The organism is Kluyvera chengduensis (genome assembly GCF_044197065.1).
Lineage (GTDB): Bacteria > Pseudomonadota > Gammaproteobacteria > Enterobacterales > Enterobacteriaceae > Kluyvera > Kluyvera ascorbata_C.
On record NZ_JBIQOI010000001.1, the window covers coordinates 715,288 to 729,575 of the forward strand.

The 14,288-nt window shown below is 55.4% G+C and carries 13 protein-coding genes; 6 read left to right on the top strand and 7 right to left on the bottom strand.

Annotation, left to right across the window (positions count from 1 at the left end):
• Positions 1-167: 167 nt before the first annotated feature.
• On the top strand, positions 168-1,736 hold the full coding sequence (locus tag ACH1XZ_RS03315) for an MFS transporter (RefSeq protein ID WP_395594313.1): 1,569 nt from the start codon (positions 168-170) through the stop codon (positions 1,734-1,736).
• Positions 1,737-1,762: 26 nt separating this feature from the next.
• On the opposite strand, the gene mrdA is transcribed toward ACH1XZ_RS03315, so the two are convergent.
• A complete protein-coding gene (gene mrdA, locus ACH1XZ_RS03320; RefSeq protein ID WP_395594314.1) occupies positions 1,763-3,634 on the bottom strand; it encodes a penicillin-binding protein 2 in 1,872 nt (623 codons plus the stop codon).
• A gap of 272 nt (positions 3,635-3,906) precedes the next feature.
• A complete protein-coding gene (gene argS / locus ACH1XZ_RS03325; protein ID WP_395594315.1) occupies positions 3,907-5,640 on the bottom strand; it encodes an arginine--tRNA ligase in 1,734 nt (577 codons plus the stop codon).
• Positions 5,641-5,871: 231 nt separating this feature from the next.
• Between argS and ACH1XZ_RS03330 the strand changes: the two genes are divergently transcribed.
• Both ACH1XZ_RS03330 and cutC read left to right on the top strand, forming a co-directional pair.
• Positions 5,872-6,438, top strand: a complete 567-nt coding sequence (locus ACH1XZ_RS03330; protein ID WP_395594316.1) for a VOC family protein — start codon at positions 5,872-5,874, stop codon at positions 6,436-6,438.
• A gap of 73 nt (positions 6,439-6,511) precedes the next feature.
• Positions 6,512-7,252 (top strand): copper homeostasis protein CutC, encoded by a 741-nt coding sequence (gene cutC / locus ACH1XZ_RS03335; protein ID WP_395594317.1) that lies wholly within the window; start codon positions 6,512-6,514, stop codon positions 7,250-7,252.
• A 164-nt stretch (positions 7,253-7,416) separates the two neighbouring features.
• Here cutC and cmoB read toward each other — a convergent pair whose 3' ends face one another.
• From cmoB to ACH1XZ_RS03360, 5 genes are read right to left on the bottom strand one after another with little or no spacing between them, the layout of a single operon-like run.
• The gene (gene cmoB / locus ACH1XZ_RS03340) at positions 7,417-8,385 is read right to left on the bottom strand and encodes a tRNA 5-methoxyuridine(34)/uridine 5-oxyacetic acid(34) synthase CmoB (RefSeq protein ID WP_395594318.1); all 969 of its coding nucleotides are present in this window, start codon (positions 8,383-8,385) and stop codon (positions 7,417-7,419) included.
• Positions 8,382-9,125 carry a carboxy-S-adenosyl-L-methionine synthase CmoA gene (cmoA, locus tag ACH1XZ_RS03345; protein WP_395594319.1) on the bottom strand — a complete coding sequence of 248 codons (744 nt, stop codon included), beginning with the start codon at positions 9,123-9,125 and terminating at the stop codon, positions 8,382-8,384. Before cmoA ends, cmoB begins: the two co-directional genes overlap by 4 nt.
• Before the next feature lie 39 nt (positions 9,126-9,164).
• Positions 9,165-9,560 carry an MAPEG family protein gene (locus ACH1XZ_RS03350; RefSeq protein ID WP_395594320.1) on the bottom strand — a complete coding sequence of 132 codons (396 nt, stop codon included), beginning with the start codon at positions 9,558-9,560 and terminating at the stop codon, positions 9,165-9,167.
• Positions 9,561-9,611: 51 nt separating this feature from the next.
• Complete coding sequence (locus tag ACH1XZ_RS03355) at positions 9,612-10,430, bottom strand: DUF72 domain-containing protein (protein WP_395594321.1); 819 nt, start codon at positions 10,428-10,430, stop codon at positions 9,612-9,614.
• Positions 10,427-10,993: a hydrolase gene (locus ACH1XZ_RS03360; protein WP_395594322.1), complete on the bottom strand. Its 567-nt coding sequence runs from the start codon at positions 10,991-10,993 to the stop codon at positions 10,427-10,429. The genes ACH1XZ_RS03355 and ACH1XZ_RS03360 overlap by 4 nt, the downstream gene beginning before the upstream one ends.
• A gap of 267 nt (positions 10,994-11,260) precedes the next feature.
• Between ACH1XZ_RS03360 and aspS the strand changes: the two genes are divergently transcribed.
• Genes aspS through ACH1XZ_RS03375 form a run of 3 tightly spaced genes read left to right on the top strand, consistent with a single transcriptional unit; the run spans position 11,261 to position 14,265 of the window.
• Positions 11,261-13,048, top strand: a complete 1,788-nt coding sequence (gene aspS, locus ACH1XZ_RS03365; protein WP_395594323.1) for an aspartate--tRNA ligase — start codon at positions 11,261-11,263, stop codon at positions 13,046-13,048.
• Position 13,049: 1 nt separating this feature from the next.
• Complete coding sequence (gene nudB, locus ACH1XZ_RS03370; protein WP_395594324.1) at positions 13,050-13,493, top strand: dihydroneopterin triphosphate diphosphatase; 444 nt, start codon at positions 13,050-13,052, stop codon at positions 13,491-13,493.
• 28 nt (positions 13,494-13,521) lie between these two features.
• Positions 13,522-14,265, top strand: coding sequence for a YebC/PmpR family DNA-binding transcriptional regulator (locus ACH1XZ_RS03375; RefSeq protein WP_035891711.1), 744 nt, complete (start codon positions 13,522-13,524; stop codon positions 14,263-14,265).
• Positions 14,266-14,288 lie beyond the last annotated feature (23 nt).

Here is a 14,288-nt window from a genome sequence, read left to right on the forward strand (position 1 = left end):
AAAAGTTTAAAAGTATACTTTTAGTTATAAAAAAATTTTAACCCGATCGCATTCTTTGCGTATGGGTAATAGCCGCAATGACAATGGTGATATAGCTCACATTTCAAACGACGTGATAAGAATATAAAAACAGTGTTTCAAAATTATAAAACACGAGGTTTATTTTTATGGCAAGAAATGCGGCTTCAGCCCCCCACGGGCTGCAGGGAAGACCTGTCAATCTGCGCCATCAACTGGCATACGGAGGCGGAAACCTCCTGGGGAGCGGCGCGCTGGCAATTAGCGGCGCGTGGCTTCTGTACTTCTATACCACATTTTGTGGTCTGACGCTGATTGAGGCAGCGTTCATTTTCTCCGTAGCCAGCGTCATTGACGCCATCAGTAACCCGCTAATGGGTTATCTCACCGATAATTTTGGTAAAACCGCGCTGGGTAAGCGCTTTGGCCGCCGCCGCTTCTTCTTGCTTATCGGCATTCCATTAATGATGTTCTACCCACTGCTGTGGGTGGAAGGTCTGAGCTTCTGGTACTACCTCGCCACCTACGTGATGTTCGAGATTATCTACACCTCGGTGATGGTACCCTATGAAACGCTGGCCACCGAAATGACCGACGATTTCGCGCTGCGCTCGAAGCTGACCGGCTATAAGGCCATTTTTGGCAAGCTGGCCAACTTCCTCGCGGCGTTCATTCCAGGGCAGTTTATCCTGATTTACGGAAAAGACTCCGCCACGCCGTTCTTCCTGACCGGCCTGACCTACGGCGCGATCCTCATCGCGGCGGTAGCCTGCCTGTGGTACAACAGCTGGGAGCGTCCGCGTGAAGAAGAGCCGGAAGCTCAGACCAAATCGACCCTTCTGCAAACGCTGGTGTCGCTGGCGAAAGACATGCGATCTACCTTCTACCTGCGCGTATTCCGTAAGCACCTCGGCATGTATCTGTGCGGTTTTGGCGCCGAGTGGCTGTTTGCTTCCATCTTTACCTACTTTGTTATTTTCGTACTGCAACACGACCCGGCGATGGTGGCAGGGTTGAATAGCCTGAACTCTATCCTGCAGCTTATCTCCACCGCGCTGTTTATCGGCCTGTGCGTGAAAAAAGGCTTCAGTAAGCCGTACATTATTGCGCTCTGCATCGTGATTTTCGCCGTGTTCCTCTATACCTCACTGTGGTTCTTCCATCTGCCGGTACATCTGGCGACCATTCTGATGTTTGGGATAACGATTATTTTTGGTTTGGGTACCGGTGGCGTGTACTACATTCCGTGGACGGTCTACACCTTCCTCGCCGACGTGGATGAAGTCTATACCGGTCGTCGTCGCGAGGGGATTTTCGCCGGGGCGATGACCTTCTCCGGTAAGATCCTGCGCTCGATTATCGTGTTCGTGATGGGGGCTATTCTGAGCTACTACGGCTTCCAGTCAAAAGCGCACGTGCAACCAGAAAGCGCGGTAAACGCGATTGCGGTGGTCTTCTGCGGCGGCGTGGCGCTGCTGGCGCTGATGGCGATAGTCTTCAGTAAACAGATGAAGCTGGACCGCGAAACCCATAAAGTGGTGCTTCAGGAAGTGGCGCGTATTAAAGCGGGCGGCAGACTGGAAGATATCACGCCGGAAGTGCGTGCAGTGGTCGAAGACCTGGTAGGGCATCGCTATGAAGAGTGCTGGGGTAACAGCCCACTGTTCAAAAAAGACGAATCTCCGGTTGTTGTCGAAGCGGTATCCGCCGGGCGCTAACAAACGCACCCGACGTGCACGTCAACTTACCCCTGGGACGGCGGCAGCTGCGGGCCGTCCTGGGGGACAAATAAATGGTCGAGGATCTGGCGCATGACCGGGGCCGCGACCACGCCATCACTCCCCCCGTTTTCCAGCACCAGCGCAACGGCCACCTTCGGATTTTTATACGGTGCAAAAGCGGTATAGAAGATATGGTCACGCAGGCGCGTTGGGATCATCTTCGCGTTATAGGTCTGGTTCTCCTTCAGGCTGAATACCTGTGAGGTGCCGCTTTTTGCGGCAATCCCGTAAGACGCCGTATGGAAGAACTTGTAGCCGGTACCGTTTGGCGCGTTGGCCATGCCGAACATCGCCTGACGGACCAGATTCCAGTACGGCGAGGCGGCGCTGGCAATCTGCGGCTCATTGGCTGGCTGCTGATAGGGAATAACCGTCCGGCCAGACTCTTCATCTTTCAGCAGGTGCGGCGGAATTACGCGGCCGTTGTTGATCAGGGCCACCATCGCTTTCACCATCTGAATTGGGGTGGCAATCCAGTAGCCCTGACCGATGCCGACGGAAATCGTATCGCCCTGGTACCAGGCTTTCTTATGCACTTTCTCTTTCCAGCTGCGGCTCGGCAGCAGCCCGTTGTACTCTTCGTCCAGATCGATCCCGGTCGGCTTGCCGTAGCCGAACTGGCTGAGCATATTATTGATGCGGTCAATTCCCATCATGTACGCCACCTGGTAGAAGAAGGTGTCGGCGGACTCTTCAATCGCTTTGGTGACGTCCAGCATCCCGTGGCCGGATTTTTTCCAGTCGCGGTAGTGGCGCTGGGTGCCCGGCAGCGTCCAGGTTGGCGCCCCGAAGAAGCTGGTTTGCGGGGTGATCACACCGTCGAGCAGCGCCGACATCGCCATATACGGTTTCACCGTGGAAGCGGGCGGGTAGAGCCCTTGGGTGACGCGGTTAATCAGCGGTAGGTCTTTATCCTGCAGCAGCGAGTTGTAATCTTTGTAGCTTATCCCTTTCACAAACGGGTTCGGGTCATAGCTGGGATTGGAGACCATCGCGAGCACGGAGCCATCGTGCGGGTCTTCAACCAGCACCGCCGCGCGCTGGCCGACCAGCAGGCTTTCAATGTACTCCTGTAGGTGCAAGTCCAGCGTCAGGTGAATGTCTTTACCGGCGACCGGCGGCACGTCTTTCAGCAGTCGAACGATACGCCCGTGGTTATCAACTTCCACTTCCTGGTAGCCGGTTTTGCCGTGCAGTTCGCTTTCGTAGTAGCGTTCGATGCCCTGTTTGCCGATGTTATGGTCGGCGGCGTAGTTCTCGGCAATACCTTCTTTATCGAGCGTTTTGAGATCGCTATCGTTGATTTTCGACACATATCCCAGCACGTGCGCCAGTTCAGCGCCGTACGGGTACTGGCGGTCTTCATAGCTGTCAATCGTCACGCCGCTGAAGCGGAACTGATTTACGGAGAAGCGGGCGATTTCAACATCAGAGAGCGCGTTTTTTAAAACCACCGGGCGGTAGCGACTGCTGGACTTGAGCGCTTTATGAAACTGGTCAATGTCGTCGGGGGTTAGGTCAACGATGGGGGACAGTTCGCGCAGCAGCGCGTTCATATCGTCGATTTTGTAGGGGGTAACGGAGATGTCGTACCAGGTGACATTCTTCACCAGCGGAATACCGTTGCGGTCATAGATAATGCCGCGCGTCGGCGCAACCGGCAGCATCTTGATATCGTTGGCATCAGAACGCGTGGTGTAGTAGCTATGTTCCTCAACCTGTAGGTGGTAGAGGTTGAAAATCAGTATGCCAAAGCAGACGACCACCAGGCCAAAGGCCACGAGCGCGCGGCGCAGGAAGAGCTTTCGCTCCGCTTCATAGTCTCTAAAAGTCATTACGGTACCCAGTGTTTAAGCCGCCTAATGATACGGAGCGGTCACCGGCATAACAGATAAAAAATGTACCATCCCTCTGGAAAAATGTGTCATTCCTTGTGATTTGTAACAAATTGCAGTGAACGTAGGCCGGATAAGGCGTTTACGCCGCCATCCGGCAAGGTGCGCTGGACCGCCTGATGGCGCTTCGCTTATCAGGCCTACGAGGGGGCATTCGGGAAAATAAAAAAAGCCCGCGACATGCGCGGGCTTTTTTATACCACTCGAGGAAATTACATACGTTCGACGGTTTCGATACCCAGGGTATCCAGACCCAGCTTCAGGGTTTTCGCCGTCAGCAGCGCCAGCTTCAGGCGGCTGTTACGCACGCTTTCGTTCTCAGCGGAGAGGATAGGGCAGTGCTCGTAGAAGCCAGAGAACAGACCCGCCAGGTCGTACAGATAAGCACACATCACGTGCGGCGTACCGTCGCGAGCGACAACGTTCAGCGTCTCTTCGAACTGCAGCAGACGCGCCGCCAGCTGCGCTTCGCGATCTTCAGTAATCGTTACCGCGGCGTTGATGATAGCGCTTTCTTCCAGCTCCGCTTTACGGAACACGGACAGCACGCGGGTATAGGCATACTGCATATACGGTGCGGTGTTGCCTTCGAAGGCCAGCATGTTGTCCCAGTCGAACACATAGTCGGTGGTACGGTTTTTGGAAAGATCGGCATATTTCACCGCGCCGATACCGACGACGTTGGCCAGCGTTTCCAGCTCGTCTGCTGGCATATCCGGGTTCTTCTCTGCGACCAGGCGACGCGCGCGCTCCAACGCTTCATCCAGCAGATCCGCCAGTTTAACGGTACCGCCAGCACGAGTTTTGAACGGCTTGCCGTCTTTACCCAGCATCATGCCGAACATGTGGTGCTCCAGCGGCACGGAGTCTGGCACATAACCCGCTTTACGCACGATGGTCCACGCCTGCATCAAGTGCTGGTGCTGACGGGAGTCGATGTAGTAAAGCACGCGGTCGGCATGCAGGGTTTCGTAACGATATTTCGCACAGGCGATATCGGTGGTGGTGTACAGGTAGCCGCCATCCTTTTTCTGGATGATGACGCCCATAGGCTCACCTTCTTTGTTTTTGAACTCGTCCAGGAACACCACGGTTGCGCCTTCGCTCTCCACCGCCAGACCTTTGGCTTTCAGGTCCGCAACGATACCCGGCAGCATTGGGTTGTACAGGCTCTCACCCATCACATCATCACGGGTCAGGGTGACGTTCAGACGATCGTAGGTCAGCTGGTTCTGGGTCATGGTGATGTCGACCAGCTGGCGCCACATTTTACGGAAGTATTCGTCGCCGCCCTGCAGCTTCACGACGTAACTACGCGCGCGCTCGGCGAAGGCTTCGTCTTCGTCGTAGTGTTTTTTCGCTTCGCGGTAGAAACCTTCGAGGTCGGCCAGCGCCATCTCACCGGCGTTTTCCTGCTGCTGCTTTTCCAGATAGGCAATCAGCATACCGAACTGGGTGCCCCAGTCGCCAACGTGGTTAGCGCGGATAACGTTGTGGCCCATCAGCTCCAGCGTACGGACGGCAGCGTCACCAATGATGGTGGAACGCAGGTGGCCGACGTGCATCTCTTTTGCCACGTTCGGCGCGGAGTAGTCCACCACGATAGTCTGCTTTTCTGGCTGCGCGATGCCCAGACGGTCGCTTTTCAGCGCCTGGCTAACGTGCTCGGCCAGGAAGGCTGGGTCGAGGAAGATATTGATAAAGCCTGGCCCGGCGATCTCGACTTTATTAGCAATGCCGTTCAGATCGAGATGAGACAGGACCTGCTCTGCCAGTTGTCGCGGTGCCATGCCCAGTTTTTTGGCCACTGCCATCATGCCGTTAGCCTGATAGTCGCCGAACTGTACTTTTGCTGACTGACGAACCTGTGGTTCGCAATCGGCAGGCGCGCCTGCCGCAATCATGGCCTGACTGACTTTTTCTGAGAGAAGAGCCTGAATATTCACCGGAATACCTTACGTTTTAGACGCTGCAACCTGCACGGTTCAGCGCCGGGTGTGGATAAATTAAGGCGGGAGTATACTGCATTTGCCTGATGCCGTCAGCACCGGGGCAACCTCTCGCGCCTTGAAAAAACGCTGCCTGAGCAGGGATTAATCGCTCATTCGCCTGAACGGTTGGTTCAGAGGGAACAACAGGGTAGATTAGCCTTTTCATGTAATAAGAGTAGGGCTGAAATGGCAAACTGGCAGACTATCGCGGAACTGCAGGATATTTCTGCAGATCTCCCTCGTTTTACTGACGCACTGGCGGCGCTTTCCCAACGTTTGGGGCTGAACTTTGCGCCGCTTCATGCCGATCATATTTCTCTGCGCTGCCATCAGAACGCCACCGCCGAACGCTGGCGTCGCGGCTTTGAGCAGTGTGGCACGCTGCTGTCGGAAAACATCATCAACGGCCGGCCGATTTGCCTGTTCAAGCTTGAGGATCCGGTGTGCGTGGCCCATTGGCAGTTTACGGTGATTGAACTGCCGTGGCCTGGTGAAAAGCGCTACCCGCACGAAGGCTGGGAACATATTGAAATCGTCCTGCCGGGCGAGCCGGAAGGACTGAACGCCCGGGCGCTGGCGCTGCTCTCCGATGACGGGTTGAGCCAGCCGGGTATTTCGGTGAAAACCAGTTCACCTAAAGGCGAGCGGGAACGTCTGCCGAACCCGACGATGGCGGTCACCGACGGCAAAGTGACGGTGAAGTTTCACCCCTGGACGATTGAAGAAATTGTTGCCAGCGAGCAGCCAATGTAACAATGTGAACTAACGCCGGGTCTGCGGGCGGGAACGGTGGCATGATCTTTCGCTGAATCAAACGGAGAGAACTATGGCATTGCTGGAAATCTGCTGTTACAGCACGGAATGCGCGGTTACCGCGCAGCAGAACGGGGCGGATCGTATTGAACTGTGTGCGGCACCGCTTGAGGGCGGCCTGACACCTTCTTACGGTGTGCTGAAAGCCACGCGTCACCGGGTGACGATACCCGTGCACCCGATAATCCGGCCCCGAGGCGGTGATTTCTGTTATACCGACGGCGAGTTCGCCACCATGCTGGAAGATGTGCGTCAGATTCGCTCGCTGGGTTATCCCGGTTTTGTGATTGGCGTGCTGAATCCTGAAGGGCAGGTGGACATCCCGAGAATGCGTCAGATTATGGTCGCGGCTGGCCCACTGGCGGTGACTTTCCATCGTGCCTTTGATATGTGTGCGGATCCACAGCAGGCCTTTGAACAGCTTGCGGAATTAGGTGTTGCGAGGGTGCTCACCTCCGGCCAGCAGCCGTCGGCGGAAAAAGGTATTTTATTAATTCGGGAACTTATTGGTAGGGGGGATACTCCAACCATTATGGCAGGTGCAGGTGTAAGAGCGAGCAACCTTGCTCTGTTCCTCGAAGCCGGTGTTAAAGAAGTACACAGTTCAGCCGGGCAATGGGTGCCCTCCGAAATGCGCTATCGCCACTCCGGACTTTCAATGTCAACGGATCCTGAAGCTGATGAGTATTCTCGCTATACCGTCGATGGCGCGGCGGTAGCAGCAATGAGGGAAATCATTGAGCGCCATGTGTAGCTAAAAGTTTTTTACCGCGTGTCATATTCGCCCAATATGATGCTTGCTTGTACCAGGCCCCTGCCCATTAAACAGGGGCCTTTTTTTCGCCGTCATATTTCCCCGGCGTTGGGTACGAACCTGTAGCCCGGCCAAGCGTAGCGCCGCCGGGAAGGGCTCAACCGCTACGGTTTACGCGCAATCAACACCGCGCGCAGCGGGGCCGGATAGCCTTCCACCGTTTTACTCGGATCGTTCGGGTCGAGGAAATCGGCCAGCGACTCGGTAATCATCCACTCGGTACGACGCTGTTCTTCGGTAGAGGTCACGCTCATATCGGCGATACGCACGTCAACGAAGCCGCACTTCTCCAGCCAGTTTTTCAATGCTAGCGCTGACGGAATAAAATAGACGTTACGCATCTGCGCGTAGCGGTCACCCGGTACCAGCACCGTGTTTTCATCGCCTTCAACCACCAACGTTTCCAGCACCAGTTCACCGTCGTTGACCAGCTGATCTTTCAACTGCCAAAGGTGTTCCAGCGGTGAACGGCGGTGATACAGCACGCCCATAGAGAAGACGGTATCAAACGCTTTCAGCGCCGGAAGCTGCTCAATGCCCAGCGGCAGTAGATGCGCGCGCTGATCGTTACCCAGCAGTTTACGCACCGCTTCAAACTGGCACAGGAACAGCTGGGTTGGGTCGATACCCACCGCCAGATGCGCCCCCGCGCCAATCATGCGCCACAGGTGATAACCGCTGCCGCAGCCCACGTCGAGAATCGTGCGCCCGCTGAGGTCGGACAGGTGCGGCAATACGCGCTCCCACTTCCAGTCGGAGCGCCACTCGGTATCGATGTTGACGCCATACAGCGAAAACGGCCCTTTACGCCACGGCATCAGGTGGCGCATCAGGGTATCGATGCGTTTCACCTGGCCTTCGCTGAGCGGCGTTTCGCTTTCGGCGGTCACGCTGTGCAGCAGGTCGAGCTTCCACGGTTTAATTTCTGGCAGGAATTCCACCGCGTTGGACCACTGCTTAAACAGACCGTGCTGATCGCGTTGCCAGGCGCCAATCTGTGCAGGCAGCGTTTCCAGCCAGTGAGAGAGAGGGCTTTTAGCGATTTGCTGATAAAAATTGCCGAACTCGATCATGCCGGGGTTCCTGCTTTCAGTGCGACCAGAGAGCCGAAGTTAAAGCACTGGAACCACAGTTCGCTGTGTTCGAAACCGGCCTGATGCAGTCGGGCTTTATGGACTTCAACGGAGTCGGTCAGCATCACGTTTTCCAGCATGCTGCGCTTCTGGCTGATTTCCAGCTCGCTGTAGCCGTTGGCGCGTTTAAAGTCGTGGTGCATGTTGAACAGCAGCTCGCCGACGGTGTCGTCTTCGAAGCTGAATTTTTCGGACAGTACCAGCGCGCCGCCGGGGTTCAGCCCCTGATAAATTTTGTTCAGTAATGCCTGACGCTCTGCGGGTTCAAGGAACTGCACCGTAAAGTTCAGCACCACCATCGAGGCGTTATGAATCTCGATATCGCGAATATCGCCCTCAATGACATCAACCGGCGTCGGCGCTTTATAGGCGTCGATATGGCGACGGCAGCGTTCAATCATCGCCGGGGAATTATCGATAGCGATAATCCGGCAGCTGTCGTGGGCAATGTTGCGGCGAATAGAAAGGGTTGCGGCCCCCAGCGAGCAGCCCAGGTCGTATACCTGAGTATTTGGCTGTACAAAACGCTCGGCCAGCATGCCAATCATTGAGATGATATTTGAGTAGCCAGGGACGGAACGCTGGATCATATCCGGGAAAACTTCAGCTACCCGTTCATCGAAGGTCCAGTCGCCGAGGCGGGCAATCGGTGCAGAAAAAAGCGTATCGCGGTCAGACATAAGGTTAAATCCGGAAAAATAAAAACGGCGTATTGTGCGCTAACGCAGCGAGAAAACCAACTCCCACGGCATATACCACAGATTCATCAGCACCATTAGCAACAGCGAGAGGTAGGTGGCTATCATGCCAGAGCGACGCCAGCGGAACAGGCGATGGTGAAAACCGTAGTAGTGCATGAGGCGTCCGGCGAGCAGCATCAGGCCACAGATATGCACCATCCAGGTTTGTGCGCCGTTCATCTCCATAAACAGCAGCAGGGCGACGCCAATCGGAATGTATTCCACCGCATTACCGTGAATGCGAATGGCGCTTTGCAACTCGCTAAAGCCACCGTCGCCGTAGGCCACGCGATACAATCGGCGCAGGCGTACGACGTCGAAGGAAAATTTTATCAGCAACAACGCCGCGAGCACGGCGTACAGCGCGCTAACCATACAAACTCCCTTTATGTTGGCAGAGGCTACTCATTATCATAGGTATGAATGTCAAAAAAGAGAAGATTGTTGTGGAATCGACGGTGCGGAACCCAGTTCGGGAAGGGCGGAATGCAGCGCATCCCAAAGTGAATGTACTAGTTCAGGGGCTTGGGCGATATCCGGCGTATGAAGAAAAAGATAGGGCGTGGAAGACTTATTCCATTCTGCCAGCTTATCTAACCAGGGGGCAAACATGGCATGATTCTGCGCCATGTCATCACTGCCGATAAATCTCACCATGGGTTGATCCGCGGTGACCACCGCATGCACCGGCACTTTTGGTTTTTTGCGCAGGGCTTCCCGAACCGCTTCGTTGTGAGGTTTAGCCGCATGTACCGGTCGGCTATCGAGGATCACGCGGTTCACCCCGCGCTCGTGCAGGCCGCGATTAAGCAATCGTTCACTGTCGCTCTTATCGAAAAACTGCGGGTGACGGACTTCAACGCCATAATGAAAAGCTTTCGGTAATCCGTCGAGAAAAGCCCACAGAGCGGGAAGATCACGCGGGCCAAAGGTAGCCGGAAGCTGGAGCCAGTATTGTCCAATTCGCCCGTCAAGCGGCGACATCCGTTGGAAAAATTCGAGGGTCAGTTCGTCGCAATGACGCAGGGCGGCCTGGTGCGAAATGGTAGACGGAAACTTAAAGCAGAAACGAAAATTATCGTCGGTCTGCGCCAGCCAGCGGTCGACAATTTCGGCCTTCGGCAGAGCGTACAGCGTAGTGTTGCCCTCCACGCAGTTAAAGTGGCGGGCATACTCTTCAAGGCTGGTAATACCCAGGCGCACCCATTTCGGGTGCGACCATTGGGGAAGCCCAAGATAAATCATAGCGCCGCGAGGATCTCATCGGTGCTGCGCACGCGAGCAATGCGCGGGAAGATATAAGAAAGGCTGCTTTGGTGCTGATCGTTATTGAACGCGCTGCAGGCATCTTCGGCAATAATCAGGTTAAAGCCCAATTCCCACGCATTACGGGCGGTGGACTCAACGCCGATGTTAGTAGAAATACCGCACAGAATAATGGTGTCGATACCGCGACGGCGCAGCTGCACTTCAAGGTCGGTACCGTAGAATGCGCCCCATTGACGTTTGGTCACTTCAATATCGCTGTCCTGTTTACCCAGCTCAGCCGGGTAGGTCCACCAGTTTTCCGGCAGCGCTTTGGCCGGTGCAGGCGCATCAACCGGCTGCTTCAGCGCTTCTGCAAAGTCTGCTGACCAACCTACGCGCACCAGGACTACAGGTGCGGACGCTGCGCGGCATTTGTCGGCGAGACGAGCGGCGCGGGCAACAACGTCGGCGGCGGTATGCGGCCCACCGGCAAACGGCAGAATGCCTTGCTGCAGGTCAATCACGACAAGGGCGGTTTTTTTGGCGTCTAAATTCAGCATGGTGGTTCCTCTGTAAACGGGCTGTCGGGGGCATACCTTACAATCGACGTCTGGTGATTGAACTGATAATTATTGTTAATTTTTGTGAGCGTATGCAATAAGCGTTCAGCAAACAGTCGTATAAGCTGCTCCGGGCTTATCGCGAGCGAGAATTTCCAGTATAATAGCCCCCTTTTTTCATCCAGTAGTGACATTCAGCCAAAGCTGCGACAGTAACGCCTGCACGGCAGGCGACAATCCGCCGACGGCTAAGTTAAGGGATATCTCATGCGTACAGAATATTGCGGACAGCTTCGACAGTCCCACGTTGGGCAGCAGGTGACTCTGTGTGGTTGGGTCAACCGCCGTCGTGATCTCGGTAGCCTCATTTTTATCGACATGCGCGACCGTGAAGGCATTGTACAGGTGTTCTTCGATCCGGACCGTGCGGATGCCTTGAAGTTAGCCTCTGAACTGCGTAACGAGTTCTGCATTCAGGTAACCGGCACCGTTCGTGCGCGTGACGAAAAGAACATCAACGCGGATATGGCGACCGGCGCTATTGAAGTTCTGGCCTCCGATCTGACCATCATCAACCGTTCAGAATCACTGCCGCTGGACTCCAACCACGTCAACACCGAAGAAGCACGTCTGAAGTACCGCTACCTCGACCTGCGTCGTCCGGAAATGGCTCAGCGCCTGAAAACCCGCGCTAAAATCACCAGCTTCGTACGTCGCTTTATGGACGATCACGGTTTCCTCGATATCGAAACCCCGATGCTGACCAAAGCGACCCCGGAAGGCGCGCGCGACTACCTGGTACCGTCTCGCGTACATAAAGGTAAATTCTACGCGCTGCCGCAGTCTCCTCAGCTGTTCAAACAGCTGCTGATGATGTCCGGCTTCGATCGCTACTATCAGATTGTTAAATGCTTCCGTGACGAAGACCTGCGCGCTGACCGTCAGCCAGAATTCACCCAGATCGACGTCGAAACCTCCTTCATGACCGCACCACAGGTGCGCGAAGTGATGGAAGCGCTGGTGCGTCAGCTGTGGCTGGAAGTGAAAGGCGTAGATCTGGGCGACTTCCCGATCATGACCTTCGCTGAAGCAGAACGCCGTTACGGCTCCGACAAACCGGACCTGCGTAACCCAATGGAGCTGGTTGACGTTGCTGACCTGCTGAAGTCCGTTGAATTCGCGGTGTTCTCCGGCCCGGCAAACGATCCGAAAGGCCGTGTGGCTGCGCTGCGCGTACCGGGCGGTGCTGCACTGACCCGTAAGCTGATTGATGAATACGGCAACTTCGTGAAGATTTATGGCGCGAAAGGCCTGGCTTACATCAAAGTCACCGAACGTGCGAAGGGCGTGGAAGGTATCACCAGCCCGGTGGCCAAGTTCCTGACCCCAGAAATCATTGAAGCGATCCTCGAGCGCACTGGCGCGCAGGACGGCGACATGATCTTCTTCGGCGCGGACAACAAGAAAGTGGTTGCCGATGCGATGGGCGCGCTGCGTCTGAAGCTGGGTAAAGATCTGAACCTGACCGACGAAAACATGTGGGCGCCGCTGTGGGTTATCGACTTCCCAATGTTTGAAGAAGATGGTGAAGGCGGTCTGACCGCAATGCACCACCCGTTCACCTCGCCGAAAGACATGACTGCCGAAGAGCTCAAAGCAGCGCCGGAAGATGCGGTAGCGAACGCCTACGACATGGTTATCAACGGTTACGAAGTGGGCGGCGGCTCCGTGCGTATTCACCGTGGTGACATGCAGCAGACCGTATTCGGCATCCTCGGCATCAACGAACAAGAGCAGCGCGAGAAGTTTGGCTTCCTGCTGGACGCGCTGAAGTACGGTACGCCTCCGCACGCAGGCCTGGCATTCGGTCTTGACCGTCTGACCATGCTGCTGACCGGCACCGATAACATCCGTGACGTTATCGCCTTCCCGAAAACCACCGCGGCAGCCTGTCTGATGACCGAAGCACCAAGCTTCGCTAATCCGGCATCTCTGGGCGAACTGGGTATTCAGGTTGTGGCGAAAGACAAAAAAGAGTCACTGGAGAACGAGTAACATGTCATTCAAGCGGCCCGTTTCTATTCTGGTGGTCATTTACGCCCAGGACAGTAAACGGGTGCTGATGCTACAGCGACGCGATGACCCTGATTTCTGGCAGTCGGTTACCGGCAGCCTGGAAGAGGGGGAAACCGCGTCGCAGGCCGCCCTGCGTGAAGTAAAGGAAGAGGTCACTATCGACGTTGTTTCTGAGCAACTGACCTTGATGGACTGTCAACGCACGGTGGAGTTTGAAATTTTTCAACATTTACGTCATCGCTATGCGCCGGGCGTTGAGCGCAATACAGAATCCTGGTTCTGCCTTGCGCTGCCCCATGAGCGGGAAGTTGTGTTCACCGAGCACCTGACCTACCAGTGGCTCGATGCGCCCGCCGCGGCTGCACTCACCAAGTCGTGGAGTAACCGGCAGGCGATTGAAGAATTTGTCATTAACGCTGCCTGAAAGGGCATAGTTTTTTGGAGATATTTTTATGGCAGGTCATAGTAAATGGGCCAACACCAGACATCGTAAAGCGGCGCAGGATGCTAAGCGCGGCAAAATCTTCACCAAGATCATTCGTGAACTGGTGACGGCGGCCAAACTGGGCGGCGGCGATCCGGATGCGAACCCACGTCTGCGTGCCGCGGTTGATAAAGCCCTGGCCAACAACATGACGCGTGACACCCTGAACCGTGCTATCGCGCGCGGCGTGGGCGGTGATGAAGATTCCAACATGGAAACCATCATCTATGAAGGCTACGGTCCTGGCGGCACTGCGGTGATGATCGAATGTCTGTCCGACAACCGTAACCGTACCGTTGCTGAAGTGCGTCACGCGTTCAGCAAAACCGGTGGCAACCTCGGTACCGACGGTTCCGTTGCTTACCTCTTCAGCAAAAAAGGGATTATTTCTTTTGAGCAGGGCGACGAAGACACCATCATGGAAGCCGCGCTGGAAGCTGGTGCTGAAGACGTTGTGACCTTCGACGATGGCGCGATCGACGTGTACACCGCGTGGGAAGAAATGGGTAAAGTGCGTGATGCGCTGGAAGCGGCTGGCCTGAAGGCTGACGCAGCAGAAGTCTCTATGATCCCGTCTACCAAAGCGGACATGGATGCCGAAACGGCGCCGAAGCTGATGCGTCTCATCGACATGCTGGAAGACTGTGACGACGTTCAGGAAGTTTACCATAACGGCGAAATCTCTGACGAGGTTGCAGCAACCTTAGAATGAGGTGGCTGTATCGCAACCTGACA

What these genes read in the sequence shown, in the direction of transcription:
- ACH1XZ_RS03315 (WP_395594313.1), top strand. Translation starts at nt 168, where the DNA reads ATGGCAAGAAATGCGGCTTCAGCCCCCCACGGGCTGCAGGGAAGACCT.
- mrdA (WP_395594314.1), bottom strand. Translation starts at nt 3,634, where the DNA reads ATGACTTTTAGAGACTATGAAGCGGAGCGAAAGCTCTTCCTGCGCCGC.
- ACH1XZ_RS03330 (WP_395594316.1), top strand. Translation starts at nt 5,872, where the DNA reads ATGGCAAACTGGCAGACTATCGCGGAACTGCAGGATATTTCTGCAGAT.
- cutC (WP_395594317.1), top strand. Translation starts at nt 6,512, where the DNA reads ATGGCATTGCTGGAAATCTGCTGTTACAGCACGGAATGCGCGGTTACC.
- cmoB (WP_395594318.1), bottom strand. Translation starts at nt 8,385, where the DNA reads ATGATCGAGTTCGGCAATTTTTATCAGCAAATCGCTAAAAGCCCTCTC.
- cmoA (WP_395594319.1), bottom strand. Translation starts at nt 9,125, where the DNA reads ATGTCTGACCGCGATACGCTTTTTTCTGCACCGATTGCCCGCCTCGGC.
- ACH1XZ_RS03350 (WP_395594320.1), bottom strand. Translation starts at nt 9,560, where the DNA reads ATGGTTAGCGCGCTGTACGCCGTGCTCGCGGCGTTGTTGCTGATAAAA.
- ACH1XZ_RS03355 (WP_395594321.1), bottom strand. Translation starts at nt 10,430, where the DNA reads ATGATTTATCTTGGGCTTCCCCAATGGTCGCACCCGAAATGGGTGCGC.
- ACH1XZ_RS03360 (WP_395594322.1), bottom strand. Translation starts at nt 10,993, where the DNA reads ATGCTGAATTTAGACGCCAAAAAAACCGCCCTTGTCGTGATTGACCTG.
- aspS (WP_395594323.1), top strand. Translation starts at nt 11,261, where the DNA reads ATGCGTACAGAATATTGCGGACAGCTTCGACAGTCCCACGTTGGGCAG.
- nudB (WP_395594324.1), top strand. Translation starts at nt 13,050, where the DNA reads ATGTCATTCAAGCGGCCCGTTTCTATTCTGGTGGTCATTTACGCCCAG.
- ACH1XZ_RS03375 (WP_035891711.1), top strand. Translation starts at nt 13,522, where the DNA reads ATGGCAGGTCATAGTAAATGGGCCAACACCAGACATCGTAAAGCGGCG.